The sequence below is a fragment of the Sphingomonas sp. 22R3R2A-7 genome (assembly GCF_036856055.1).
Classification (GTDB): domain Bacteria; phylum Pseudomonadota; class Alphaproteobacteria; order Sphingomonadales; family Sphingomonadaceae; genus Sphingomonas.
This window is the reverse complement of record NZ_JASPFR010000001.1, coordinates 3898649-3923966: the sequence shown is the minus strand read 5'-3', so window position 1 is coordinate 3923966 and position 25318 is coordinate 3898649. Positions and strand designations below refer to the sequence as shown.

At 64.7% G+C, this 25318-nt stretch carries 23 protein-coding genes and 1 pseudogene; 13 read left to right on the top strand and 11 right to left on the bottom strand.

All coding sequences use genetic code 11. The annotated features are described in order from the left end of the window. Positions 1-159 precede the first annotated feature (159 nt). The 10 genes from QP165_RS18865 to QP165_RS18820 all read left to right on the top strand — a co-directional run bounded on the left by QP165_RS18865 (position 160) and on the right by QP165_RS18820 (position 10189). Entirely contained in the window at positions 160-363 is a 204-nt protein-coding gene (locus QP165_RS18865; protein WP_056024561.1) for a hypothetical protein, read from the top strand. A gap of 171 nt (positions 364-534) precedes the next feature. Then, positions 535-2004 (top strand): carboxylesterase/lipase family protein, encoded by a 1470-nt coding sequence (locus QP165_RS18860; protein WP_333996797.1) that lies wholly within the window; start codon positions 535-537, stop codon positions 2002-2004. Positions 2005-2018: 14 nt separating this feature from the next. Further along, on the top strand, positions 2019-2780 hold the full coding sequence (locus QP165_RS18855) for an SDR family NAD(P)-dependent oxidoreductase (protein WP_333996796.1): 762 nt from the start codon (positions 2019-2021) through the stop codon (positions 2778-2780). 129 nt (positions 2781-2909) lie between these two features. Continuing rightward, entirely contained in the window at positions 2910-4280 is a 1371-nt protein-coding gene (locus QP165_RS18850; RefSeq protein WP_333996795.1) for a TonB-dependent receptor, read from the top strand. Further along, complete coding sequence (locus QP165_RS18845; protein WP_333996794.1) at positions 4166-5089, top strand: TonB-dependent receptor; 924 nt, start codon at positions 4166-4168, stop codon at positions 5087-5089. The genes QP165_RS18850 and QP165_RS18845 overlap by 115 nt, the downstream gene beginning before the upstream one ends. Positions 5090-5093: 4 nt before the next feature. After that, positions 5094-6494 (top strand): FAD-binding oxidoreductase, encoded by a 1401-nt coding sequence (locus QP165_RS18840; RefSeq protein ID WP_333996793.1) that lies wholly within the window; start codon positions 5094-5096, stop codon positions 6492-6494. After that, positions 6491-7795: an MFS transporter gene (locus QP165_RS18835; protein WP_333996792.1), complete on the top strand. Its 1305-nt coding sequence runs from the start codon at positions 6491-6493 to the stop codon at positions 7793-7795. Before QP165_RS18840 ends, QP165_RS18835 begins: the two co-directional genes overlap by 4 nt. 68 nt (positions 7796-7863) lie before the next feature. After that, complete coding sequence (locus tag QP165_RS18830; RefSeq protein ID WP_333996791.1) at positions 7864-8610, top strand: helix-turn-helix domain-containing protein; 747 nt, start codon at positions 7864-7866, stop codon at positions 8608-8610. Continuing rightward, positions 8607-9302: a FadR/GntR family transcriptional regulator gene (locus QP165_RS18825; RefSeq protein ID WP_333996790.1), complete on the top strand. Its 696-nt coding sequence runs from the start codon at positions 8607-8609 to the stop codon at positions 9300-9302. The genes QP165_RS18830 and QP165_RS18825 overlap by 4 nt, the downstream gene beginning before the upstream one ends. A gap of 130 nt (positions 9303-9432) precedes the next feature. Further along, positions 9433-10189 (top strand): IS5 family transposase gene (locus QP165_RS18820; RefSeq protein WP_333996789.1). Its coding sequence is split into 2 segments (ribosomal slippage): positions 9433-9770 and positions 9769-10189, totalling 759 coding nucleotides; the frame shifts between segments, so codons are not numbered across the junction. A 53-nt stretch (positions 10190-10242) separates the two neighbouring features. On the opposite strand, the pseudogene QP165_RS20145 reads toward QP165_RS18820, so the two are convergent. The 4 genes and pseudogenes from QP165_RS20145 to QP165_RS18805 form a co-directional block, all read right to left on the bottom strand. Continuing rightward, positions 10243-10371: pseudogene (locus QP165_RS20145) on the bottom strand (phospholipase effector Tle1 domain-containing protein); the annotation flags it as partial. A 257-nt stretch (positions 10372-10628) separates the two neighbouring features. After that, the gene (locus QP165_RS18815; protein WP_333996788.1) at positions 10629-13832 is read right to left on the bottom strand and encodes a hypothetical protein; all 3204 of its coding nucleotides are present in this window, start codon (positions 13830-13832) and stop codon (positions 10629-10631) included. Between the two features lie 623 nt (positions 13833-14455). Continuing rightward, positions 14456-14986, bottom strand: coding sequence for a TetR/AcrR family transcriptional regulator (locus tag QP165_RS18810; RefSeq protein ID WP_333996787.1), 531 nt, complete (start codon positions 14984-14986; stop codon positions 14456-14458). Positions 14987-15150: 164 nt separating this feature from the next. Further along, positions 15151-15429 (bottom strand): hypothetical protein, encoded by a 279-nt coding sequence (locus QP165_RS18805; protein ID WP_333996786.1) that lies wholly within the window; start codon positions 15427-15429, stop codon positions 15151-15153. A 51-nt stretch (positions 15430-15480) separates the two neighbouring features. Between QP165_RS18805 and QP165_RS18800 the strand changes: the two genes are divergently transcribed. Both QP165_RS18800 and QP165_RS18795 read left to right on the top strand, forming a co-directional pair. Beyond that, on the top strand, positions 15481-16149 hold the full coding sequence (locus tag QP165_RS18800; RefSeq protein ID WP_333996785.1) for a hypothetical protein: 669 nt from the start codon (positions 15481-15483) through the stop codon (positions 16147-16149). A 147-nt stretch (positions 16150-16296) separates the two neighbouring features. Beyond that, positions 16297-17478 carry an epoxide hydrolase family protein gene (locus QP165_RS18795; protein ID WP_333996784.1) on the top strand — a complete coding sequence of 394 codons (1182 nt, stop codon included), beginning with the start codon at positions 16297-16299 and terminating at the stop codon, positions 17476-17478. On the opposite strand, the gene QP165_RS18790 is transcribed toward QP165_RS18795, so the two are convergent. Further along, on the bottom strand, positions 17444-18016 hold the full coding sequence (locus QP165_RS18790; protein ID WP_333996783.1) for a TetR/AcrR family transcriptional regulator: 573 nt from the start codon (positions 18014-18016) through the stop codon (positions 17444-17446). The two genes, QP165_RS18795 and QP165_RS18790, sit on opposite strands and share 35 nt — an antisense overlap. A gap of 64 nt (positions 18017-18080) precedes the next feature. Here QP165_RS18790 and QP165_RS18785 point away from each other — a divergent pair, with 64 nt between their 5' ends. Next, positions 18081-19034 carry an alpha/beta fold hydrolase gene (locus QP165_RS18785; protein WP_333996782.1) on the top strand — a complete coding sequence of 318 codons (954 nt, stop codon included), beginning with the start codon at positions 18081-18083 and terminating at the stop codon, positions 19032-19034. A gap of 423 nt (positions 19035-19457) precedes the next feature. Here QP165_RS18785 and QP165_RS18780 read toward each other — a convergent pair whose 3' ends face one another. From QP165_RS18780 to QP165_RS18755, 6 genes are all read right to left on the bottom strand, one after another. Further along, positions 19458-20666, bottom strand: coding sequence for a hypothetical protein (locus tag QP165_RS18780; protein WP_333996781.1), 1209 nt, complete (start codon positions 20664-20666; stop codon positions 19458-19460). A gap of 257 nt (positions 20667-20923) precedes the next feature. Then, complete coding sequence (locus tag QP165_RS18775) at positions 20924-21361, bottom strand: hypothetical protein (protein ID WP_333996780.1); 438 nt, start codon at positions 21359-21361, stop codon at positions 20924-20926. Then, entirely contained in the window at positions 21310-22380 is a 1071-nt protein-coding gene (locus QP165_RS18770; protein ID WP_333996779.1) for a peptidoglycan-binding protein, read from the bottom strand. The genes QP165_RS18775 and QP165_RS18770 overlap by 52 nt, the downstream gene beginning before the upstream one ends. After that, positions 22377-23174: a hypothetical protein gene (locus tag QP165_RS18765; RefSeq protein ID WP_333996778.1), complete on the bottom strand. Its 798-nt coding sequence runs from the start codon at positions 23172-23174 to the stop codon at positions 22377-22379. Before QP165_RS18765 ends, QP165_RS18770 begins: the two co-directional genes overlap by 4 nt. Then, positions 23171-24133, bottom strand: a complete 963-nt coding sequence (locus QP165_RS18760; protein ID WP_333996777.1) for a hypothetical protein — start codon at positions 24131-24133, stop codon at positions 23171-23173. The genes QP165_RS18765 and QP165_RS18760 overlap by 4 nt, the downstream gene beginning before the upstream one ends. Continuing rightward, positions 24127-25113 carry a hypothetical protein gene (locus tag QP165_RS18755; protein ID WP_333996776.1) on the bottom strand — a complete coding sequence of 329 codons (987 nt, stop codon included), beginning with the start codon at positions 25111-25113 and terminating at the stop codon, positions 24127-24129. Before QP165_RS18755 ends, QP165_RS18760 begins: the two co-directional genes overlap by 7 nt. Positions 25114-25318 lie beyond the last annotated feature (205 nt).

The following is a 25318-nucleotide window of genomic DNA, read 5'->3' as shown; positions in this document are numbered from 1 at the left end:
CGCTTGAGTTCGGGCTTTATTCGATCTGACCTTTGGGATGCGCTTGGCGCGCCCATGTTCTCGAATAGCGGAAACCGCACAGTGACAGACCATAACTCAAAAACCGACGGGTATTACCGGGGCAGTACGCTATCGCGCACGCAAAACGATGTCGTGACGATGCCCGCCAGTAACGCGCCCGAGTCCGCAACACCGGGCCAGGGTGGCGCGCGGCTCGACCGGTTGAATTTGCAAGCCGATCGATACGAGAGCCGGGATGACATTCAGAACTGGCTCGGCCGGCTCATGGACCTCAATCTCGTCCTTCTCATCCTGTTCGTTGGCGTTCCGGTGCTTGTCTATTGCATCGTCGAGACTGGTTGAACGGTCGTTCGGCTTACGCAATAGCGCGCCCAATCTCACGCGTCGTGAGCCGGGCGCGCGCGTTGCCGCCGCTGGGCATCGTATTCCTACCGCGAGGCATAGCCGGCGCGCTTCCCTGGCGCCCCCTTCCCGCGGCATGATCCGATGATGGTAACGACGCGCAATGAAATCGTGAGGCTCGCCACTGGCGACGTCCAGGGCTGTTCGGAAGACGGCGTGTCGTTCTATCGCGGCATCCCGTACGCCGCAGCCCCGGTGGGCGAGTATCGGTTCCTCGTCCCCCAACCTGTTCTTCCGTGGGAGACGCCGCGCGACGCCACGGCGCCGGGGGCAAACGCGCCGCAGCGAACGCGACAGGTGCCGGGGCTGGATGCCGCGCCGCTGATCGGTACGGGCTGGTCGAAAGGCGACGCGTATCTGACACTCGACGTCCTTCGTCCCGACGACCAGCGCACCGCCCTCCCCGTCATGGTCTTCATCCACGGCGGCGGGTTCGTCGTCGGCTGCAAGGACGCGTCGGTACAGGACGGCAGAAGCTTCGCACGCGACGGCATCGTCTATGTCGCGCTGAATTACCGGATGGGGATCGACGGGTTCCTGCCGATACCGGGCGTGCCGACCAACCTCGGCCTGCGCGACATGCTCGCCGGGCTCGGCTGGGTGCAGGACAACATCGCGGCATTCGGGGGTGATCCCGCGAACGTCACGGTGTTCGGCGAAAGCGCAGGCGCGATGGCGATCGCCGACCTGATCACCTCGCCGCTCGCCAAGGGCCTGTTCCGCCGCGCGATCGTGCAGAGCGGACATGGCGGCATGACGCGCGATATCGGCGTTGCGCAGCGTCTGGTGCGCAAGCTCGCGACGCTCCTGCGCATCACCCCCGATCGCGCGGGCTTTGCCAGCGTACCTCCCGGCGAGGCCATGCTCGACGCGGTCGAGAAGGTTTCGCTTCCGACGACGCGGCTCGACCTGCGCGGTCCCGACGGGCGCGAGCCGGTGTTCGGGATCAGCCGCTTCGTGCCGGTCCATGGCGACGACGTGCTCCCGATCGCGCCGCTCGACGCGCTGAGCCAGGGTGCAGGCGCCGAGGTCGACCTGCTGATCGGCAGCAATGCCGAGGAGATGAACCTCTACCTCATCCCCAGCGGTGTCCGCGACAAGCTCGGCACGCTGCTCGCCTGGTTCGTGCTCCGCAAATCGCAGCCGCGCGCTTGGGCGGTGCTCAAGGCGTATGGCATGGGCAGCGGAAAGGCGCCCGGACAGGCGCTGACCGATGCGATGACCGACCTCGTCTTCCGCTGGCCCGCGCGGCGGTTCGCGGAGGAGCATCAGGGACGCACGCATCTCTACGAATTCGAATGGCGCTCGCCGCGCTTCGATGGTGAGCTCGGCGCGTCGCACGGTATGGAGCTGCCGTTCGTGTTCGACAGCCTTGCGACCTGCACCGGCGAAGACGGCCTGTGCGGCACCAATCCGCCGCAGGACCTGGCGGACCATGTCCACAGGCTCTGGGTCGATTTCGCCCGCGACGGGTCGCTCCCCTGGGCACCGTTCGAGCGCGACACGCGGATCGTCTACAGGCTTGCCGCCGGTATAGCACGGTTCGAGCCACCGATGCCCGCTGCCACATTCCTTCCCTGACCGGAGCGCCCCGCATGTATCTCGACCGTCTGCGGCTCGATGGCCGCACCGCGCTGGTCACGGGTGGCGCGCAGGGCATCGGCTATTGCTGCGTCGATGCGCTGGCCGAAGCCGGCGCGCGCGTCACGATCGCCGACCGCGATTCCGACGCGATCGATGCGGCGATCGAGTCGCTCCGCGCGGAAGGCCATGACGTCGACGGCGTCGTCCTCGACGTCACCGACCCGGGCCGGGTGACTCAAGTCGCCGATCGGTTCGGCACGATCGACATCCTCGTCAACAATGCCGGCATCGCGCGCAGCGAGACCGCCGCCGAAGACGTGACCGACGAGCATTGGCGCAACGTCATCGACGTCAATCTCAACGGCACCTTCTGGTGCGCGCGCGCCTTTGGCCGGCATATGCTCGCGGCCGGAAAGGGCAGCATCGTCAACGTCGGATCGATGTCGGGGTTCATCGTCAATCGTCCGCAGCCGCAGAGCTACTACAACGCGTCGAAGGCCGCCGTGCATCACCTGACGCGGAGCCTTGCCGCGGAATGGGCACCGCGCGGGGTACGCGTCAACGCCGTCGCGCCGACCTATGTCGCGACGCCGCTCAACGCCTTCGCCGACAAGGACGGCGCGATGTACAAGCGCTGGATCGACGGCACGCCACAGGCCCGCCTCGGAGATCCGGAGGAGGTGGCCTCGGTCGTCCATTTCCTCGCAAGCGACGCGGCCAGCCTGATGACCGGCAGCATCGTGCTCGCCGATGGCGGGTATAGCTGCTGGTGAGCGGCAGCGCATACCGGCCAAGCCTAGAATCCGATCGGCATAGTTGTCAGCCTTTCCGATAGGTCGGGTTGGGCGCACAACCTTTCAGACAGGTGAGCAAAGACTCGCCAGCCGTAGAGAGGATTACCGATGCGCCTTCGCACCCTGCTTGCTGCCTCGACCGCTGTCGTTCTCGCGCTGCCCGTGCCGAGCTGGGCGCAGGTCGCCGACACCCCCGACGCGACCGCCTCCACCTCGCCCGGCCAGGCCGCCTCCGCCGCGCCGCAGACCGGCGATCAGGACATCGTCGTCACCGCGCGCAAGCGGGCAGAGACGCTGCTCGACGTGCCGATCGCCGCGACCGCGATCAGCGGCAACACGCTGACCGAACGCGGTATCAATTCGGTACGCGAGGCGGCGGCGCTGACCCCGGGCCTGAACATCGCGAGCGACGGCGCGGGGCGCGCGTTCGTCTCGATCCGCGGCGTCGGCGTCACGCTCGTCCAGTCGGTGCAGCCTGGCGTCGGCCTGTTCATCAACGGCATCTACCAGCCCAACACCTCGTACCTGAACAACCCGCTGCTCGACATCGACCGGATCGAGGTGCTGCGCGGGCCACAGGGTACGCTGTACGGCAAGAACACGCTGGGCGGCGCGATCAACGTCATCACCCGCCAGCCCTCCAACGCGGTCGAGGCACGCGGCAATCTGAGCTTTGCCGGACCCGACGACAGCATCCTGGCGTCGGCGTCGGTCAGCGGCCCGATCATCAGGGACAAGCTGCAGGTCCGGATCGCCGCCGGCCACCGCCAGCAGGACGGCTTCCTCCGCAATCCGCTGCTCGGCACCGACGCCAGCCCGTTCAAGACGGACTCGCTGAATGGCACGATCCGCTTCGCGCCGGTCGACGACATCGTGCTGACGGTCAACGGCTATTACGACTGGGTGAAGGGCGCGAACACGCCCTACGCGCGCGTCACCGGCCCGACCGACTATTCGCGCAACGTGCAGTTCAACGCACTGTCCCGCGTCGAATATCGCTATCGCGGCGTCAATGCCCGGCTCGAGACGCCGATCGACGCGATCAATTCGAAATTCACGCTGGTCGGCTCCTATGATGCACGCAACGGCATTTCGCCCGACAGCGACGCCGATTTCGGTCCGCTCGACATCGCCCGCTCGGCCGGCACCGACAAGCTGCGCACCAAGACCGTCGAGGCGCGTCTCGATACCGAGATCGGCAGTACACTGAGCTCGTTGTTCGGCCTGTTCTACAGCCGCGAGACGACCGGCGCGACCGACACGACGCGGATCGTCCCCGCCAATCTGATCCGCCTCACCAACAACGCGACCCAAGCGGACACCTATGCGGCGTTCGGCACGCTGTTCTGGAAACCGACCACGGCGTGGAAATCGCCCTCGGCCTTCGCTACGACCATGAGAAGCGCAGCGCCACCGGCGACGTCGCGATCTCGGTCGGCCCGGTCAGCCTGCCCCCGACCATCACCAACGCGCAGTTGAAGTCCGACCAGGTCGAGCCGCGACTGTCGGTCACGCGCCACTGGACCCCCCAGCTGATGACCTACGCCTCGGTTGCGCGCGGCTATCGTGGTGGCGGCTTCAACGCGCCGACCGCGCCGATCCGCACCTACAAGGGTGACTCGGCGTGGACCTATGAAATCGGGTCCAAATACGTCTCGCCCGACCGCGTGTTCAGCCTTTCGGGCGACATCTTCTACAATGACTATTCCGATTATATCGGGCTCAACTCGATCGCGCCGGCGACCGGCGGCGGGCTGGTCACGGTCGATCTCAACTCCGGCGACGTCGAAAGCTACGGCGCCGAGCTCGAAGCGACGCTGCGCCCGGTCAGGAACTGGACGATCAACGGCAGCGTGACCTACGTCCATGCGCGGCTCACCGATTCCACGCCCTACACGCGGGTGACGGGGCGTACGCTGTCGTCGGACCGGCTGACCTTCCAGCCCGATTTCACGGGCAATATCTATAGCGACTACACGATCCCGCTTGGCGGCACCGACACGCTGACCCTGACGGGCGGCGTCGTTGCCAAGGGTCGCCGCCTTGCCGGGACGCTCAACCAGACCACGCCGACCTTCCTCAAGGGCTATGCGCTGGTGAACACGGCGATCACCTATCGGACCGGGCCGATCGAATTGGCGGTGTTCGCCAACAACCTGCTGCAGAAGGACTATTTCGACGCCTATATCGAAAAGACGACGTTGCAACTCGCGGGGCTGCCCGCCTCCGATCTCGGCATCATCGGCGACCGCCGCCGTATCGGCGTCCGCCTCGGCTTCAGGTTCTGATCCCATGCATCTCGACACGTCCTTCGTTCGGGCAGCGCTCGACCCCGCATTCCTCGACCGGCTGCGCGACCGGTTCGGGACCAGCCTGCACCTGACCGACGCGATGCTGCGCCAGCACGGTGCCAACGAAGCGCATTTCGATGTCGTCCTTCCCGACGCGGTCGTCTTCGCGCGCTCGACGCAGGACGTGGTCGATCTGGTCACCCTGTGCGTCGCCGCCGACGTCCCGATCGTGCCGTTCGGCGCGGGGACCTCGATCGAGGGCAACGCCGTCCCGGTCCGCGGCGGCGTCAGCGTCAATCTCGGCGAAATGAACCAGATCGTCGCGGTCAACGCCGACGACTTCGATTGCACCGTGCAGGCCGGATGCCGCCGCGAACAGCTCAACGAACATCTGCGCGATACCGGGCTGTTCTTTCCGATCGACCCGGGTGCCAACGCGACGATCGGCGGCATGGCGTCGACCCGCGCGAGCGGCACCAACGCGGTCCGCTACGGCACGATGCGCGAGGCGGTGTTGAGTCTCACGGTCGTCACCCCCGATGGCAAGGTCATCACGACCGCCCGCCGCGCGCGCAAATCCGCCGCGGGCTATGATCTCACGCGGCTCTACGTCGGCAGCGAGGGCACGCTCGGCATCATCACCGAGGTCACGCTGCGCCTGCATCCGATCCCCGAGACGATCTCGTCGGCGGTGTGCGGCTTCGAAAGCCTCGAGGGGGCGATCACCACCGTCGTCCAGGCGATCCAGGTCGGCGTACCACTCGCGCGGGTCGAGATCCTCGACGACATGCAGATCAGGGCGGTCAACGCCTGGTCGAAGCTCGGACTCCCCGAGGTGACGACGTTGTTCTTCGAATTCCACGGCTCGCCGAACGGCGTCGCCGAGCAGGTCGAGATGGTCAGCGCGCTCGCCGCGGACAATGGCGGTGGCGATTTCGCGTGGTCCAACCTGCCCGAGGAACGCGCCAAGCTCTGGAAGGCGCGGCACGAAGCCTATTATGCGGCGGTCGCGCTCAGGCCCGGTGCGGTCGGCTGGACCACCGATGTCTGCGTGCCGATCAGCCGCCTTCCCGAATGCATCACCGCGACCAAGCATGACCTTGCCAGCGCGAGCATGCCCGCGACCATTCTCGGCCATGTCGGCGACGGCAATTTTCATGTGATCTTCGCAATGGACCCGAACTCGCCCGACGAACTGCGCGAGGTCAAGGCGATCAACGACCGCCTCGTCGCCCGCGCGCTCGACATGGACGGCACCTGCACCGGCGAACACGGCATCGGTCTTGGCAAGCAGGACTGGCTCGTCAAGGAGCTCGGCGACGCGGTCGACGTGATGCGCGTGCTCAAGCGCGCCCTCGATCCGAAGAACCTGTTCAACCCCGGCAAGATCTTCAGCCTGTGACCGGCGCATCGCCGCCGCCGGCGCCTCCGTTCGCCCGCTCGCTCCTGCCATTGTTCGCGCTCGCGCTGGCGATGATGCTCGGTTTCGCACTGATGGGCTCGTTCGGCACCGTCCAGGAGGGCGCGAAGGCCGAGCTGCACCTGAGCGACTATAGCCTCAGCCTGATCCAGGGGTTGAGCGCCGCGCTGCCGCTCGCGCTCTTTTCGATCCCGATCGGTATCCTCGTCGATCGCCACAATCGCTTGCGCATCATGCTCGTGCTGGTCGCGACGTTCGTCCTCGGTACGATGCTGACCGCGTTCGCGAACAGCGTCCTGCTGCTGTTCGTCGCGCGGATGCTTACCGGGATCGGCACGACCGGCGCGCTGACCGCGGCGCTGTCACTCTGTGCGGACCTCTGTGCGCCGACGCAGCGAGGGCGTGCGCTGCTCATCATTAATCTCGGCAAGTCGCTTGGTCAGGCGATGGCGTTCGGGCTGACCGGGATCCTGTTCGGCATGGTCGCGCATGGCGGCGCGCCTGCGTGGTTCTGGCAAGCGGCACCGTGGCGCAGTGCGCATCTCATGCTCGGGATCCTCGGCGCCGTCCTGATGGTCCCGCTGTTCCTTATGCGCGAACCCGCCCGTCGGGAGGTTGCCGCCAGCACGCATGCACCACTGCGCGTCGTCGCCGGCGAACTCTGGGCACGCCGCAATTTCCTGCTGCCGCTGTTCGTCGGCCAGGTCGGCGTCGTCATGGCCGATGCCGCCGCGGCAATCTGGGCCGCGCCCGTTCTCTCGCGCAGCTTCGGCCTTCAGCCTGATCAGGTCGCATATTGGATGGGGCCGCTCATCTTCTTCGCAGGCTTGCTCGGCGCGATCCTGGGCGGGCTTTCTGCCGACTGGGGTCAGAAAAGCGGGCGGCGTGGCGGGCTGCTGATCGGCGCCGTGATCGCCGCCACGATCGGCATCCCCGCAGCACTCTTCCCGATCGCGCCGTCGGTGCCGGTGCTCGCCGCGACGCTCGGCACGCTGCTGCTGTGCGGCGCCGTCACTGGCGTGGTGACGTCGGTCGCGCTGACCGTCCTCATTCCCAACGAACTTCGCGGGCTTTGCATCGGCGCGTTCATCGCCATCGCCGGGCTGATCGGCTTCGGCGTCGCACCAACCTTGGTGGCCGTCGCCAGCAGCCTCTACGGCGGCGAAAGCCATCTCGATCAGGGCCTTGCGACGATCGGTACGCTCACCAGCCTCCTGTCGCTGATCGCCTTCTATCTCGCAATGCGTCGCGCGCCTTTGTCCGCGACGAGCGAACCTATCTGAAAGCAGTTGCGTCAGCTATCGGATAGGTTATGGTGGCCTTCTACCTGGTAAACGGGAGGAGAGGCATGATGAAGGCACGGATCGAGGTATCCCCGGAGATGGTCGCGCTTGTTGGTGACGGCCCAGCTGCGCTCGATGACTGGACCGAGACTGCCATCGGCTTCAGCTACGTCTTCTCCCCCGCCACCTGCTCGTTTCACCCGGAGGCTGACACGGCCGGCGATCTGTCAGCAACCGATATCGTGTTTATCGTCCAGCGCGACGCATGCGTGCGCATCTTCGGCATGCTGCCCGACGCGGACGCAACCTGGCACATGCCCAGCGAGATGCGCGGAATCGCGCTCGCGGTCCGCGACTGTCGGCTCACGGGCCTTGCCGCGACGACGTTGCGCGTCGCCAAGAGCATCGAACTCCTGTGTGCGACCTTCGAACAGCTCGGCGATGGCAGCCTGATCCCGGCCGATGGCACCGGCGCGCTGACCGCCTCCGAGGCGGGGCGCATCGCCGCGGCACGCGACCTGATCGACAGGCGCTGGAACGAAAAACTGACATTGGAGACGATCTCGCGCGCATGCGGGATCAACCGCGCGCAGCTAACGCGCGGGTTCCGGTCGATGTTCGCGATGAGCGTCGCCGATGCGATCGCCGACCGCCGACTGGGCGGCGCGCGCCAGCTGCTGCTTGCGACCGACCTGTCCGTGTCGGCGATCGGGTACAAATGCGGCTATCTCAACAATGCGAGCTTCACGCGCGCCTTCTCGCGCCGCTTCGGCCAGGCACCGACCCAGCTCCGCAACACCCGGCTCGCCGCATGACCGACTCGCTGGTCGACCAGGCCGTCCGCCGCGTGCGCGCGCACATCCGCGACCATGATCTGAAGGTCGGCGACACGCTTCCCGGCGAAGGTCATTTTGCGACGGAACTCAGCGTCAGCCGCGCGGTCATGCGCGAAGCCTTTGGTGCACTCGCCGCGCTGCGCCTCATCGACGTCGGCAACGGCCGCAAGGCCCGGGTCGGCGCGATCGACGGTTCGGTGATGGCGGCCTCGATCGACCACGCGGTCGCCACGGCGCAGGTCACGACCACCGAAGTCTGGGATGTCCGGCGCACGCTGGAGCTGCGCACCGCCGCGCTGGCGGCCGAACACCGCAGCGATCAGGACGTCAGGGTCATCGCCGATCATGCCCGGCAGATGGCGTTGCACGCGAACGATCTCGACCGGCTCATCGGCCATGACATCGCCTTCCACCAAGCCATTGCGCGGGCCGGCGGCAATGCGCTGTTCCATCAGATCGTCCGCTCGTTCGAACAATTGATGCGGGTCGCGGTGCCAACCGCTTGGGACACGCGCGAAACCGAAGCGCAACGCGACGTGGTCTTCCGCGTGCATCAGGACATCGCGCAGGCGATTGCGGACCGGGCGCCGACCGAGGCTGCAACGCTGATGGATTCGCACTTCGACAATGCGATCAGCGACGTCTTTCGCGGGAAAGCGCACTCGGCGTAGGCGAAGCGGTGGTCAGGCCCCAAGACCCCGCGACCGATTCAGCCACAGGCATGACCTGCATCTCAACTAGGGTCAGGACCCATTGATGTGAGAGGCGCGATCTGATTCAGGCTCCGTGAGGAGAGTGTGGATGAGCGACCTATACTGGCTGACGGATGAGCAGATGGCGCGTCTGCAACCGTTCTTTCCCAAGAGCCATGGCAGGCCTCGGGTCGATGATCGGCGGGTGCTCAGCGGCACCGTTTTCGTCAATCGCAACGGGCTACGCTGGTGTGATGCGCCGAAGGACTATGGGCCGCATAAGACGCTCTACAATCGCTGGAAGCGGTGGGGCGAGAGGGGTGTCTTCTTGCGCATGACGGAGGGGCTCGCGGCAGCGGAAGCTGTGCCGAAAACGGTCATGATCGACGCGACCTACCTGAAGGCACACCGCACGGCATCGAGTGTGCGAGCTAAAAGGGGATCTCGGCCGCCTGATCGGCCGCACGAAAGGCGGCATGAACACCAAACTGCAAGCCGTCAGCGATGCGGATGGACGGCCGTTGAGCTTCTTCATGACCGCCGGGCAGGTCAGCGACTACACCGGCGCGGCAGCCTTGCTCGACGATCTGCCGAAAGCGCAGTGGCTGCTTGGCGACCGTGGTTATGACGCCAATTGGTTCAGGGACGGCCTGGAAGCCAAGGGTATCCAGCCCTGCATCACGGGCCGCAGATCGCGCAACGAGCCGGTCAGATACGACAAGCGCCACTACCGGCGCCGCAGCCGCATCGAGGCCATATTTAGCCGTCTGAAGGCTTGGCGCCGCGTCACCACTCGCTACGACCGCTGCCCAACCGTCTTCTTCTCTGCCGTTGCGCTCGCGGCCACCGTCATCTTCTGGCTATGACCAATGAGTCCTGACCCTAGGCCGGTAAGACTCCCGACGGTGAAGGCGCCGCCTCAAAAGCCGAACATCGCGATGCGATCGCCTCGTTCGAAGTTCAGCTTAAAAAAGCGGTAGGCCTTCTGAACATTCGTGCCGAGGCCGGCCGCCAATGTCCCACCGACGAACCGGTCAAAACGGTTGCCCGTGCCGACTCCTCGTCATAATAGACAAGCCGGACGGTGCCGTTTGCAGCGCGCGGCAAAATCCCGCGGGTCATCTTCGTTACGTTGGTCGGCCTGTTGATCAGGGGTGTTCCACGTTCTGTCGCAACAGACGATAAGAAGTTTCGACATGCGTGGTTCCGATTTAGATTCCATGTCCGATACTCAACGCAGCTGACGTTCGATTTATTTAGATCGTTTCCAAGAGACAGTGTCAGAAATCGGCTGCCTGTATGGCCTCACAGCGATGCATTATCGCACATCGGACGACGGCCGAGGCTACGACGTGTCGTGTCGAGGAGATACTCGGAGTAGTGTCGCGCCGCACCGGTGTCGGTCTTGTTCAGGAGATTTAACAACGTGCGCGGGTCACCTGCAGCCTCCCAGCGCAACGTCGGCTGCCGGGGCACGAACCTGCGGGTTTCTTTTGCCAACTGAAGGAACCGCGCAGATGCGAAATTGCGTCCGAGCTTGTTGTCGAGCGCGGCGCGCACCAGGCGCTGGGCGAGAACGAACTCCTCCAGCGGCCGCATGAAATCTTCATAGGATGTCGATCCGCCGTTGCGGGCCAGATGGGCGGGCAATTTCGCCCTTACCAATGTTCGCAGTGCAGCGATGGAAGGCGGAGGAAAGTCGAACGCAACGGTGTTGTTCTCGTCCCCTTCTCCCTGCGATCGCAGGGAGAACGTCGTGTGGATCCAGAAGTCGACGTTTCCGAGCCGATCCGGGGAGGGCCGCAGCCACCGCATATCTGCCGTCAGTCGAGCCGGTCGCTCGCGGACCTGCGAGGTATGGTCCTCGGGAAACCAGTAACGCTCCGGCAGACCCTGTGCGCGCAGCCCGCCACACATGCATCCGAGCGCCGCGGAGCGGCTCGCGCCAGCGCATTCGGAGGCCGCCCGCAGGAATTGTGCGCTTCCCGCTGGCTGTCTAAGGCGCAATCCTAGGAAGCCGTTGAGTGCGCGACCGTACGTCGGCGAAAAGCTCGGCGTCGCAAAGCTTCGGTTCGCCACGATACGTTGCAGTTCCGGCGAGGTGCAGGCGCGCGCATCGCCAGCGGCGATTTCGGCCAGCTTGACCCGCCGTAGCCACAGCGCGGTTTGTTCGCGATCGTTCCGAAGCGCCCCTCCGGCTGGAGACATCGAGAAGGTGTCCACCCAGCGATCGGACTCGATGATTCGACAGCCGAGCGGTGTGTCCGACAGCGTGGGATGGAGACTGGTCAGGCGGCCGATCTGCTTGCCGTCACCGGCCATGATCGTCGTCGCGATCACCCGCCCATCTGCGGCATAGCGGATCGCTTGGTTCAGGGTGCCTGCATCGAAGCTACCGGCCGGGTGCCATGTCGCCTTGCCCGTCCTGGCATCGAGGAGCTTCAAGTCGATCGCCACGCGCGTGGCCGCGCCCCGTCGCGGCGGCGGCACGATCTTCCAGCGCATATCGGTCACGTCGAGGCTTCCGGCGAGCTCCCTCCCGATCACCACACCGCGGGCGCGGAAGCTGCGCGAGGCAATCTGGAAGCTTGCATAGCGGCTCCCGGTCGCCCCGCCGCGCATCGCCCGCCGTGACGCATCGGCCCGCTCGCTACTACCGACGCCGTCGACGCCGCCAAATGAATCCGGAGCCGGGGAATCAAGGTTCGGCGGCACGATCGGATCAGACGCCGCCGGGAAGATCGCATCATAGCCGGCGAGCTGCATGCGCATCTGGCTGCGTTCGAAATCGGCCAGGTTCGGGTTCAGGCGGACTACGGCCTCGGCGACCTTGGAAGCCATCCGGCCCTCATCGGCCACGTTCGGCGCCGGCATCCAATTCTGCCCCGCGCGGGACTGCAGGGATGCGACCAGATCCCGCGTTCCGGCACTCGCCTCGAGGGCCAAGGCGCGGTGCACGAAGGGCTGCGCCGAACCGCTGACAAAGTGCGCCATCATGCTGCGTACGGTGGCGTCGGCCCAGGTCTGGAGCGCCTTCTTGCCGAAATCCTTGGTGAGCTTTTGGGCCTGGGTGCCGAGCTGATCGGCGGATTTGACTTCGATCCGGGTGAAGACTTCATCCAGCATCCGCTCGGTAAGCTTGCTGCGGGCATCCGCGGTCGGAATGCGGTCCTGATAGCGCGCCTCGATCCGCATCAGCAGCTCCCGAAAGCGCTGCGGCTGTTCCGTCTGGAGGCGCTCGACGATGGGAGCGATCTGCTCCTCGACATGGCGTACCGCCGCACCCCCGGTTTCGACGCCAGGCTGCGAGGCGGAGAGCGCGACCTCTCGCCGGAGATTGGACGCGGCATCGTCGAGAGAGTCGGCGGGGGCGAGAGAATGTTCGGCAAGCAAGCCGCGGACGATCTCGTTATCGGGGGTGCTCCGGCGCGGAAGCCCGGCGGCATCGTCCAAGATCGGCGCCCGCGCCATTTCCTGCGCGAAGGCGCGCGCCACCAACCGCGAGGCGGCGCGCACGCTTCCGGCAGGCACATTCGCGTCATTAGAGTCCTTCTCCTCGTCGTCGTCGTCTTCGTCAGGCTGGGCCGGTGGCGCGGGGCGGGACATAACCTCGTTGAGGCGCTCCTGAGCCTCGTCGGCGGCAAGCTGGATCCGCAGGTTGTTCACCGTCGGGCGCAGACTGTTGGCGAGCGGCGCGGCCGACCAGCCGATCAGCGAGACGAACAGCAGCGCCGTCACCAGCCGGTTGAGCGGCTTGCGCGCGAGCCCGATATCCTCGGCGAACTTCTTGCTCGATACGATGTTGACGATCCGGCGCCAACCGTTCGGCGCCGGATCGTCATCGGCAGACGCGGCATCGATCGTCTCGGCAAAATCCATGTTCTTGCGGGATCGCTCAACCGAGAGGGCGCTGAGCAGCTCATTGAGAACGCCCTGGAGCCGCTGCCGCGACCCCGCATCGTGCTCCTGAGTCTCCGTCGCATGGAGCTCTTGAATCGTCAGATCGATCTGCTCGACCAGCGGCTCGAGTTCCGGATCGGCACGGGCCTCATCAAGCCTGGATGGATCGTCCAAGATCGCCGCTTGTTCTTCGGAGGCCTTGGCCATCCACACATCGACGACGCGGCGACGTGCGCGACGTGCGCTGATCCATAGCGCGCCCGCTGCGCCAAGAAAGCCGATCCACCCGATCGCGGTGCCGTATCCGGTGGCGATCGTCTTGGTGAGCGTGTGTAGCAAGCCGAGGGCGTTGACGAACGCCCGCGGCCATGCGGCATCCGCGTCGGCCAGCAGGCTCGCGGCGGCGATCAGCAGAAGCAGGCCAAGCAGCGCGAGCGCCCCGATGCCGGCCAGTTCCCCCACCTTCTCCAGGACGGTCAGAACGCCGGCGCGGCTCATTTTGCCGCGCAAGTCGCGTGCGACCCAATCTGCCTTCACGCGGGGCAGCAACCAGAAGTGGTTTAAGGTCCAAACGAAGCCGAGTGCTACAGCGATCGCAAACGGTTGCATGAAGCCCCCCCCGATTGATCATGTTGATCTACGGGCTTCTGTCCGTCAGACTCGAAAAGCGCCCCGCAAGCAATTTGCCGTTGATTTATAATTTACGCAACAGCCCTGTTCTGACAATAGACAATCCTCGATGAAGCGGCCGTTAGTGCGATAATTTCTCTTCATGCCGTTTTGGTGGCAAGCGCAGAGTCTGTAAAGTCACGTACCGACGAAAGGCCTATTTATAGGAATGAGTTGGGAGCGGTGGAGCAGAGTCTCCGCGCTGAAGTGGCGTATGTTGGGCCGATCACTGGACGGCCACTCCACGTACTTGGACGGCGGCTGACCAAGAACCTGAGCCGGGCATTCTTCATCGTTGTTCCGCGTGAGGCCCCTCAACAAGGGGCGGGCGTCGCGACGACCCACTTGTGGACATTCTAGCGCCCTTCCTCTGCTCCAACTTTCGGCCGTTCGTTCATCTGGTTGGACGGCAGTTTCTCGGCGGCTAGTCGGCCGCCTGTACCGCCGAAACTGGCGGCAAGCGGACCGGCGGCTTTTGGGAGGCTGGGTGGCAATAGCGGACATAGCAGGGCTGCCGCTTTCCCAAAAACGATCGAATTCAACGCAAGGTCAGGTCCATACGGTTATGGCAAGGACCCTCTGATGATATCCCCGAACGTCGCGATGGCGTCAGCCTCGACGATCCTGCCACCGACGATCGCGGCCGACAGCGCTTCTCCGGCCCCGACGAGGCCCGTGCAAAGGCGTGTCGCAGCACCCTCGGACATCCCGCTGAAGGGCCGGAGGACGGCGACGAACATCGCGACGGATTGGCCGAGGAGTTCCTCATACACTTCCGCCTTTTCCGGACTTCCAGCCAGCGCAGCGCCGACGATGTGAAATTCGCCCGTAAGGTCGGCTGCACAGCGGATATACGCGTCCGCCAGCGACGCAATCGTCTCGTCGCGCCCCTTGGCGGCGGCAGCCATCGCCTGGCGGAACGTATCGATACGGTCGGTATCGATCCAGCGATACAGCGCGATCAACAGGCCGGAGCGCGACCCGAAATGATCGTAGACGACCGGTTTCGACACACCCGCACGGATCGCAAGATGCCCGAGCGTCAGGCAATCCGCACCCTCCGTGCGGATAATTTCAAGCGCCGCACCGAGCAATTGACGATGTCGATCGGCCTTGGAAAGCCTGCTTCTGGGCTGAGCCGAAACGTCTTTCGTACCTGACACCATCGCACGCCTCTTGCCAGACCTACTCATGGTAGGTTAGTTGAACCTACGAACAGTAGCTTATTGGTTCAACGGGAGACGCGTCAACGTCCATCTCACCTATCCTGCTCATGGGCGGTTCCGGTGAAATCGGTCGGCTCACCGCCAATGCCCTGCGCCTGCAGCACCCGGACGTTCCCTTGCTGATCGGCGGACGGAGCAAGCCCCGGGCGCAGCAGGTCGCGAGCGCTCTGGGCAACGCGGAGGCGGTCATCATCGACCCGCGCGCCGAAGACCTTGGTCTTGGCGATCGACCGATCGCTGCCGTTGCCGTCTTCTACGCGGACCAACGGTTGTCCGGATTGCGCTATGCCCATACCCGCGGAATCGCGCATCTAAGTATCTCGTCCGGAATCTATGAGATTGCGCCCGAGGTCGCGATCCACATGCAACGTCCCGATGCCGCGCCAATCGTTCTCGGCTATGAGTGGATGGTCGGCGCCACCACCGTCGCGACCCTTACCGCTGCAAAGGCCTTTGCCCGCATCGACTCCATCCGGATCGGCGCCCTGGTGGATGACGAGGAGCAGGGCGGCCCGGCGGTCGCGGAGGATTTCGAACGCCTTGCCACCGTCATGCCGTCAGTGCTTGCGAGATCGGACGATGCCTATGTCTGGCGCAGTCGGGACGCCGCCGGCTGCGAATTCCGCGCGATCGACGGCACGGCGATCACGGCGTCGGGCTTCTCCTCCATCGACATTGCCGGGCTCGCAGCGGTCACGGGCGGGCGGGATATCACATTCGCCATCGGAACGGGGATCAGTTCGAGCCGACGCGCGGGCGGCGCAAAGTCGACCGAGATCCTTATCGAGCTGACCGGCATCGACGCAGCGAATGCCCCCTTCCGCAGCCGCCACGCCGTGTTCCATCCCGGTGGCGCGGCACCGCTGACGGCGATCGGTGTCAGCATGCTGATCGAGCGTCTCACCGGGCTTGACGGCAATCCCGCAACGAAGCCGGGGCTGTACTTCCCGTATCAGGTCCTCGATCACGCCGCCTATCTCGCACGCCTCGAACAAGACGGCGGGAAGCTCATGACGCTCCCGCTCGCATGACGGTGCGACGCCATCCCCCGGAGCCACGCGCTTGTGGTCATGGCTCATCCCGTCGTCCCCTAGGGTGAGTCGGATCGATACAACCACCCCGCGCGCGTGAGGAGATCGATCGCATCGTCGATGCGACGGGAGGTGGTCGCCTCCACGATGAGCGACACCATCCAGCCGTTCCCGATCGACGTTCCGCAAGCCGAGCTAGACGGTCTGGCCGATCGCCTCGCCCGCACCCGCTGGCCCGATGCCGGCACCGTGCAGGACGGGTCGCAGGGCCCGCAAGCGGACCGCATCCGCGCGCTCGCGCGGCGATGGCAGGACGGGTACGACTGGCGTGCCACGGAAGCGCTGCTCGACGGCTGGGGCAGCAGCCGCACGGTGATCGACGGGCTCGGCATCCACTTCCTGCATGTCCGCTCCCCCGAACCCGACGCGACACCGCTGCTCCTGACGCACGGCTGGCCGGGATCGGTGCTCGAGTTCCGCGACGTGATCGGCCCGCTCAGCGATCCGCGCGCACATGGCGGCGACGCATCGGACGCCTTCCATCTCGTCATCCCCGCGCTGCCGGGCTTCGGCTTCTCCGACAAGCCGACCGCGCCGGGTTGGGGTGTCGGCCGCACCGCCGCGGCATGGGGCGCGCGGATGCAGCGGCTCAGCTATGGCGATCGCTGGGTGGCGCAAGGCGGAGACTGGGGCGCCGCGGTCACTACGGCGCTGGCGCATATGCGCATGCCGGGGCTCGCCGGGATCCATCTCAACATGGTGATGATCCAGCCGACGCCCGAGGAACGGGCGAATGCGACGCCCGCCGAGCAGCGGATGCTGGACGATGCCGCGCGCTACGACCGTGAGTATGCGGGGTATATGAAGCTCCAGTGCACGCGGCCGCAGTCGCTAGCCTTCGCGCTCGCGGACTCGCCTGTAGGACTGGCAAGCTGGATCTATGCGCTGTTCCAGGACGTCTCCGACAGCAAGGGGCACCCCAAACGCGTCATTCCGCTCGACCATCTGATCGACGACATCATGCTGTACTGGCTGCCGAACGCCGGGCCCAGTTCGGCGCGCTTCTATTGGGAAGCCGCGCAGGAGATGGCCAAGGGAATGCCGAGCGCGCCCGTGCCGCTGCCCGCAGGCGTCAGCATGTTCCCCGGCGAACAGGTCCGCCTGTCCCACCGCTGGGCGGAGGCGCGCTTTGCCGATCTGCGCTATTTCGGAGAAGCTTCGAGCGGCGGGCATTTCGCGGCGATGGAAAATCCCGCAGCGTTCGTCGAGCACGTCTGCGCGACGTTCCGGGCGCTCAGGCCGGAAGAAGGCGCCCGAGGACCCGCTTGAACCGCGCGACCGGCGCGCCGGAACGCTCGACCTTCATGCGCAGCAGCGTGCCATGCCACGCAGCAAGTAACACCGCGGCAAGGTCGTCGGCGTCATCCGGTGCCACGATCTGCCGCAACACATCGGTGAAGGCGCTGGTCTGTCGCTCCAGTACGCGGGCCAAGGCGTCGCGAAGGACCTCGCTATGCGCCGGTGCCTCAGTCGCTAGGTCTGGGATCAGACAGCCGACGCTCCAATCCTGCTCGTCCAGCGCACGCTCGATGGCATCGAAATAGGCCGCGATGCGCCGGGTGGGTTCAAGTGACGGGTCGTGCAACGTCGCCTGCACGATCTGGTCGAGCCGGGCGACATACTGATCCAGCACGACGAGCGCGAACCCTTCCTTCGACCGGAAGTGGTTGGTGAACGACCCCAGTGGCACCGCCGCGGCCGCCGCGACCTGACGCACGCCGGTCGCGGTATAGCCGCGCTCGTGAAACAGGCGGGCCCCGGTCTCCACCAGAAGGTCGCGCTGCGTGGGGGCTGAAGGAGCGGTCATGCCCGCTTTCTATCTCAATACGATCGTATTGACCACTGGCATCGATCGTGGGACTGAGGGAATCATGCGCAGTCCCGATCACCATTTCATCGATGCCGGCGGCATCCGCCTCCATGTCGTCGCGCAAGGGAGCGGCCCCGCCGTCCTCTTCTGCCACGGCTTCCCGACGACATGGGTGAGCTGGCGCAGCGCGATGCAGGCGACCACGGCGGCGGGCTTCCGTGCGATCGCGCTCGACATGCGCGGCTATGGCGAGAGCGATGCGCCGGACGACAGCGCGCTGTACACGCCGTTCGACACGGTCGGCGACGTGATCGCGGTGCTCGATCACTTCGGGATCGGTCGCGCGATCCTGGTCGGGCATGATTTCGGCGCCAACATCGCCTGGAACGCGGCGATGATGCGGCCCGATCGGATCGCAGCGGTGTTCGGCGTCAGCGTGCCGTTCCTCCAGCCCGGCGGCACGAGCTTCCTCGATCAGCTTCGCTCCGCCGGAGCCGATGGCTTCTACATGTTCGACCAGATGACGCCCGAAGCCGACGCCAAATGGGCGGACGCCGCGCACAGTATCCCGGCGAGCCTCTACTGGTTGTCGGGCGAGGCACCGGCGGACCAACGGTGGGATCCGTTCGATCCCGCCCGCCACATGCTACGGCCAGCGCCGGGCGCCCCGACGACGATCGATCCCGCTTATGTCTCCGAGATGGTGGAGGTGTTCGGCCGAACGGGGTTTCATGCGCCGCTGAACTATTATCGCGCGATCGACGGGTTCTTCTCGCTCGCCAGCCGGGCGTTCGCCGGCTGCCGTATCGCGCAGCCGAGCTTCTTCCTCACCGGCGCGGCGGACGGTCTGAACGCCGTGCGCAGCCCCACGGAGAATTCGCTGCGCGAAACGCTTCCCGGGCTGCGCGGGTTCGTCGCATTGGACGGCGTGGGCCACTGGCCACAGCTCGAGGCGGCAGAGGCGTTCAATGCCGCGCTGGTCGGCTTTTTGGAAATGGTGTGTTCTGACACTTAGTCTCGCTAACCGACTGCCGTCCGGGCTGGCAGATCGCCAAGCTGCGCGTCGGAACAATAGGCCGGCAGATAAGACCGACAAGTGGACGTTCAGGCCGCGCTGCTCGCTACCCAGCTTAGGTCGCTCATTCATGTAAACTGATCCGCTCGCCGTAAACGACGTCTCGAGGACGCGGAGCGGCAAACTTGGTCCCTTTTTGCCTTTCCCGGACAATAGTGCGAATGGCGGGTTTCGGACTAAGCGGCCGTTCACAGGCCCTTAAAAGCCGTATCGGAGCCGCCTCACGTGACTTCTGCCTCAAGCGCGATGGTCGGACGGATTCAAACGGCTCAGACCAACCGCGAACATTATGGTAATCGCTTCAATTCCGTGGTCCTGCTTCCCGGTACAAGACAGTCCATCCGCCCCCGTTCTATCTTGCGATCATCCCGTGATACTGTCCTGCACAGATTTCAAGGCCTTGATGACCGGCGCCGCTATCGGGACGATAAGCACGCCAAGACCAAGCTGTGTGTATTCTTCCCAAGGTGGGGTTGCAGATCCCGCCAACCCGTAAAGGCTGTCGGCCAGACCAAAGCATATCACTATCCAGGCAAGGAGACTGGTTGCTGTCGGCGCAGACGCCAGCGATTGAAGGGCCGGAAACACTGCCTGAAGCCGTGGAAATATCAGCATTCCGGAGATAGCCAAACTAAGGCCGCCGGCGATACCGGCCAAGCGTAACCATGCAATGGACCGGGCCGGATGATCTATTTTGCTAAAGGCCTCAACGGATCCGTCTATTTCCCTGCGGATGCCGTCTATTGTTTGAAGAAATGATCCTGGGCGATCGTGAGACCAGACTTGCAAGACGATCTCGCTTGGCAGCTGCTTTCGCGCCGTTGCATCTGACAATTTATTTGCAAGAAGTGAAAAAAACGTGGCGTAGAATTGCCGCTTTGACAATCCGCCGTGCCCTGTCGTCAACTCCGGTAAAATCAGAAGGTCAAGTGTATTGCCACCTTCCTTAGCAGCAATAATGCTACCGATCCCGGATCTCAGTTGGTCCAGCATACATTCTTGATAGCCCTTATCACCTTGCTGCTCGTACAATTGCGAAAAGCATGGAGGCGCATCGAGCTGATCGTTGCTGAACGTCACGATCGCTACGTTTATAATCGACGCTATCCCAAGCTTACTGTAGACCCCCTGACATGGTATCACATCTATACTGCCAGGCAGCATTGCTCGGCCATCAAGCCTGGTGAGAGCACAACCTTGCAAAATGGGTCCGCTGCTACCGCTTGAAACGTAGACTTTCTGGTCGACCGAACTGACGATCGCAGCGCGCTTATCTGGTGGAATCCGGAAGCCATCAATTCGATCGCCTTCGAAACTCATCTCTCGCAAAGTTACACGGATGACTCGATTTTCTGGTGTCCTGAACCAGACTATCGGAATCCTGAGGCCCGCTCGTGCAAGTCCGTCGGATGTCTTGCTTTCGAGCAGTGCCTTCTCGATAGCCTGCTTTGACAAGGTCGCCTCCGGAGAACCAAAGCCCACCCAAGATGGCTCAGGCCAAATGGTCCAGATAACACCCAGTAAAAATATTAGTGATAATGCCAAGCAAACTATCAAAGAGCGAAAATGCACGATAGCCATCCCATACAAATGTATAATTGGTTTATTACTTTGTTATTAGAGATATACTGATCGTTAATATGTATATTTATTTACAGATAGCATTCTTCGTTTCGTCTATGAACAATAGATTATAGTTTCTCTCATAGCTGTATTTAATCATGGCACCATATCATGCCATAGAGCAATTTCAGGATGAGCGCCGTAGCCGGCAGTGTAGAATAATTAGTCGCATTCATTTGCGTGGAAGGGATTAAGCGTCCGCACCGTTACGCCCGCAGAAAGTATTCGGTCGGAGTCTTGCCATCGCCCATGGCGAAGCGGCGATGCGGTGCGGTGCCGGCTTGGTTGTCGCTGATCATCATCTCGTCATCGTCGATGCACTCGACGACCAAATAGACGTGATCCGATCCAGGAATCGCGTGATCGTTGTCGAAGCAGACGCCGACGTCCCCTGGCCTTTGCTGCCTGACCGCCACGCGCTGCCATCCGCGCTTCTCGAGCACGGAGGCGAGCTTGCCGGCACCCGGGGTCATGGGCACGTCGATCCCGGCCTGCTGGAGGAGTGCGCTGAGATGAAGCGCGCAGGCGTTCTTGGGATAAGCAGGCAGGCCGCGTTTGGCGAGTTCGTCGGCGGCCGACTTTCGCGCCGCACTCATCCCCGCTTCGCCGGCACCATTCGCGATGAGATCGGCGATGCGGGCCACGTCGCCGGTCCGCGCGGGGGAGCGACCCCGCCCGCCCCGCCGGCCGAAGCAGCCGCTCGCGGACCAACGCCATCCCTCGACAAGCTGCCTCGGAGCATCAGCGAGAAGCTCGGCAGAGCGGGCGGCACCGTTACCACGCCCTCGCCCACCGCCGTCATAGCGGCGTTAAAGTAGCGCACGAAGCGGTCGACATGGTGGCCGGTCCCGATTGGGTACTGCTTCACCCGCCAGCGGTTCTGGGCACCACTATTGAAGATCACGTTGCCGGCATTGTAGGCCGCGGCGACGAGCGGGGGATCATAGGCCGTGCGGCGCGACTGCCGCCACATGAACAACATGCCGGCACGGATCGACGTTTCCGCAACGGCCAAGTCCTGAACCTTCAAGGTCGGCTTATCGAGCGCTTCCCGTGCGGTGGACAGGAGCGTCTGCATCAGGCCCATCGAAACGCGGCGCGGCGTCCGTTCCGGCACGACGCGGTCGCAGCCGGGTTCGAAACGCAACGCGTTCACCTTGCCCGACGATTCCGTGCAGATCGTGGCGATCACCAGTTCCAGGGGCACCGGCGCCGTCCGGGCGATCAAGGCGATCGCGATCGTGTAGTCGGTCAGCAGCCGATCCACGAGCGCGCGATCCTGGGAGGCGAACGCCTCGAGCGCGCCGTCCACTTCCACGCCCCGCGCCGTCAGTCTCCAGTCGGAACCGCCCGGATAGCGGTGGTGGGATCGGGTCAACTCCTGAAGCTCGACGGCCGACATATTTGCGTCGTCGCCACCAGGCGGCGTGGCGACTACCGTCTCGCCGTTAAGCGCGGACCATGTCATCGGGCCGAGGATGCCATCGTTCTTCAGGTTAGACCGCGCCTGGTAAGCTCGAACCGCCTCCGCCGTTTCCCGGCCGTAGATGCCATCGGCACGGACGCGCGCGCCCTTGGCGGCGAGCAGACTCTGCGCTTTCCAGACCTCGTCGCTCCGCATCATCGGGCTTGTCAGCCAATAGATTTGCTTCAGCCCGCTCATGAGCAGAATTCCGTGGTCAGCCGGGTGAGGATATTGCGGCGCGTGGCGAGCGGCGCGTCGAGCGCGTGAACCGACTCGGTCACGGGGAGGACCTGTAAGCCTCCGCGCGCCAGCGAGCAGGCGGCGGACTTTTCAGCCGCGCGCCGATCTTGCGGGCCAGCCCGCGCCGCGAGCGCCGCCTTGGTGGCGTTGCGCGCCGCCGTGCCGGCCAGAAAGTAGGATGCGTAATAAGACCCGTCGGGAGACGATCCGTCGGGGCCGCTCGCGTTGGGAAGCGGCGTCATCCGCGCCGCGACGGCGCCAATCTCGGCATCGTCGGCCAGCGCCTCACGCGTGTCGCGCAGGCCGCGCCTGAGCTCTATTATCCGCGCGCGCAGGATCAGGACGCGCAGCGCGGCGTCGCCGTTCGGCTGTGGCGGAAGGAAGGTGATCGCGCTGGCGCTGGCCGTGAGCGCGCAACCCAATAACGCCACAGGGGCGGCGCGCTCCTCGGGGGAGATGGCGGACCGACCGACAGGCACCTGGATGCCCGTTTGATAGGCTTTGACGCATCCGCTCGCCTTGAACGCCCAGAGTTGCGCGCAGACCATGTCGCGCTGGCGATCGGTCGCGGGTTCGGCCGGACATTCGACCGGCAGGTTGCCCAAAGCGGCGTATTCGGCGGACAACGCGTCGACCTTCTTCGCGGCCTCGAGCTGCTGAACGGCACGTTTCGACGGGAACGGCGGCTTCAGCAACACGCAGCTGCCGAGCAGCAGGAGTAGCGCGACCGGGGTGGCCCAGCGCAGGGTCATGGCTGGCCGCCCGCCGGCTCGTCACGCAGCACGTGCTGCGCGACAGCAATCGCGCCCGAGAGAAGCGGTGCGAGATCGGTGCCGCGCGTGTTTTTGGCAATCGCCTCGACGACCGAGACCAGTTGGTCCAGCGCGCCGGCAGCACCCGGCTCCTGCCGCACTGTCCCGACCGCGCGAACCAGGTCACTGCTCGCGAGCGTCGGCGTCGCCGACGTCGGATCGGCGGGAAGTTGGGGCGGCAGGGCGCTGGCCGCGATGAGCGACACGATCGTCGTGCGATATTCGTTGATGGCATCCGTCAGCACGCGTTCATCGCTGCCGAAGGCCTGGAACAGCTGGGTATTGGCGGTAGCGGAGTCGTGGGCGAGCGCGTCTGCGGTCCTGGGCATCTCGCCCGGCGCCACCAGCGAGATGCGATAAAGCTCCCGAATCCTGTCTGGCGCGGTGCCGATGATTGACACCAGCGGGCTCAGCGCCGCGGCGGCCTCGGGCAACGTCGGATCGTCGGGGCTGATCGACAGGGCATCAACGTCGAACGGCTGCGCGAGAACCGCCTTCTTCCACGCCTCGAACTGGTGCTGGTCGGCGAAAAGCTCGATCCCGCTGAACAGAAGCCCGCCGATCAGTCCGACGGGGCCGCCAAGGCCCATGAGGATCTGCGACACCGCATTGTTGTCGATCGCTGCCTTCCCGACGGTCGCGAGCGCGCCGACAATCGTGGACACTACGGGGTTTTCATGGGTGACGTTCCGCAGCAGCGCCTCGGCCTGGCCGGCGACAGTCGCGACCGTCGGTGAATCGGCGGCGGCGTCCAGCAGGGGCCGGATCGCGGTCAGCATGGTGTCGATGCGCTGGATCGTGTCGTCGGCCCCGCCTACCGGGCCGGTGCCGAATGGGATTGCGGCGACGGCGCTGGTCAGCTGACGGATGTTCTGGAGATCGCCGTGCAGCTTCAGCAACGACAGCGCAGGAGGCCTGCCCCCGCGTCCGGCGTCATGCTCGTGAGCACCCGGTCGAGCTGCGCATTGAGCGTATCGGTGCGCATCTGGTTGGTCTGGGTCGAGGCCTTGATGACCTCCTTGCTCGCCTCCTGCAGGGCGGTGTTGGCCTGGCTCGCCGCTTGGTTTGCCGCCTGGTTCGCCGCCGCCGCATTGTCACGCGCCGCCGCTTCGTTGCGGGTCGCGAAGTAGAAGCTGATGATGGCGCCGATGAAGCCCGAGATGGCCGCTGCGCTTTCCACCTCCAGTGTCTTCTGGAGCGCGAGAACGAGGAAACCGACGACGACGATGAACAGGGAGATGATCGCCCGGATGCTGCCATCGGGGAGCCCCAGCGGCAGGCGCGACAACGGAATCTCCCGTGTGGTCGGATCTTCATTGGGCCCGAGCGTACGGTCGGCGGGCAGCTTGGCGGCGAGGACGCTGGACAGCCGGTAAAACAGGAACCCGGTGACCAACATGAAGATGATGATCGAGCCAAAGATCCCGGCCAGGACCCAGTTCATCCGTTCGCGATCGGCGTCGGTATCCTTGAGCTTTCTCTTGACGTCGGCTTCAACCTCCAGTCGCTTGTTCAGTCGCTCGAGCTTGCCGTTCAGCGCCGCGGTTAGCGCTTCCTGCTGCCGGATCTGTATTTCGGATTGGGCGCGTGCGTTTTGCTCGTCCCACTTCGGCGCCGTTGTGGACGGAGCGGTTCCGCTGACGACGCTAGACGAGGATTCCGGCCGCCTAGTTCTCCGCGTCCCACTGACCCGCGCCAACGTGCGCGCCGCTGACTGCGCGGCGGGCGTGGTCGCTGCGGGTTTGATTGCGGCCGGCGATGCCGCCGCGGGGGCGGCTGCTCGCGCGGTGGACGGCTGCTCGACCTCCAGGTCCACGACTTGGGCGTTCGCCGCGGTTTGCTGACAGGCGAAGAACAGGAGGTAAAGGACAAGGCCCACCGTCGCGCGCCGGCGCCGTACGGTCGGGATCCGTAGTATCCTTCGCCCCATGAGACGCCCCCAGGTAATCATGTCGCGCCCAAGCCACCTAACGTGAGTCAAAGAACACACGTCAGCGATATGTCACAGCGATAACAATGACGTATTCAGCATTTTATTTATTATAACTTAGTCAAGTTCGAATATATTAAATCTGGAGTCAACA

Excerpts from the sequence above, each read along its gene's own strand:
- QP165_RS18785 (WP_333996782.1), top strand. The coding sequence starts at position 18,081 with ATGCGCAGTCCCGATCACCATTTCATCGATGCCGGCGGCATCCGCCTC.
- QP165_RS18805 (WP_333996786.1), bottom strand. The coding sequence starts at position 15,429 with ATGCGCGATTCCGCGGGTATGGGCATAGCGCAATCCGGACAACCGTTG.
- QP165_RS18815 (WP_333996788.1), bottom strand. The coding sequence starts at position 13,832 with ATGCAACCGTTTGCGATCGCTGTAGCACTCGGCTTCGTTTGGACCTTA.
- QP165_RS18865 (WP_056024561.1), top strand. The coding sequence starts at position 160 with ATGCCCGCCAGTAACGCGCCCGAGTCCGCAACACCGGGCCAGGGTGGC.
- QP165_RS18825 (WP_333996790.1), top strand. The coding sequence starts at position 8,607 with ATGACCGACTCGCTGGTCGACCAGGCCGTCCGCCGCGTGCGCGCGCAC.
- QP165_RS18795 (WP_333996784.1), top strand. The coding sequence starts at position 16,297 with ATGAGCGACACCATCCAGCCGTTCCCGATCGACGTTCCGCAAGCCGAG.
- QP165_RS18800 (WP_333996785.1), top strand. The coding sequence starts at position 15,481 with ATGCAACGTCCCGATGCCGCGCCAATCGTTCTCGGCTATGAGTGGATG.
- QP165_RS18855 (WP_333996796.1), top strand. The coding sequence starts at position 2,019 with ATGTATCTCGACCGTCTGCGGCTCGATGGCCGCACCGCGCTGGTCACG.
- QP165_RS18765 (WP_333996778.1), bottom strand. The coding sequence starts at position 23,174 with ATGACCCTGCGCTGGGCCACCCCGGTCGCGCTACTCCTGCTGCTCGGC.
- QP165_RS18850 (WP_333996795.1), top strand. The coding sequence starts at position 2,910 with ATGCGCCTTCGCACCCTGCTTGCTGCCTCGACCGCTGTCGTTCTCGCG.
- QP165_RS18840 (WP_333996793.1), top strand. The coding sequence starts at position 5,094 with ATGCATCTCGACACGTCCTTCGTTCGGGCAGCGCTCGACCCCGCATTC.
- QP165_RS18770 (WP_333996779.1), bottom strand. The coding sequence starts at position 22,380 with ATGAGCGGGCTGAAGCAAATCTATTGGCTGACAAGCCCGATGATGCGG.
- QP165_RS18830 (WP_333996791.1), top strand. The coding sequence starts at position 7,864 with ATGAAGGCACGGATCGAGGTATCCCCGGAGATGGTCGCGCTTGTTGGT.
- QP165_RS18790 (WP_333996783.1), bottom strand. The coding sequence starts at position 18,016 with ATGACCGCTCCTTCAGCCCCCACGCAGCGCGACCTTCTGGTGGAGACC.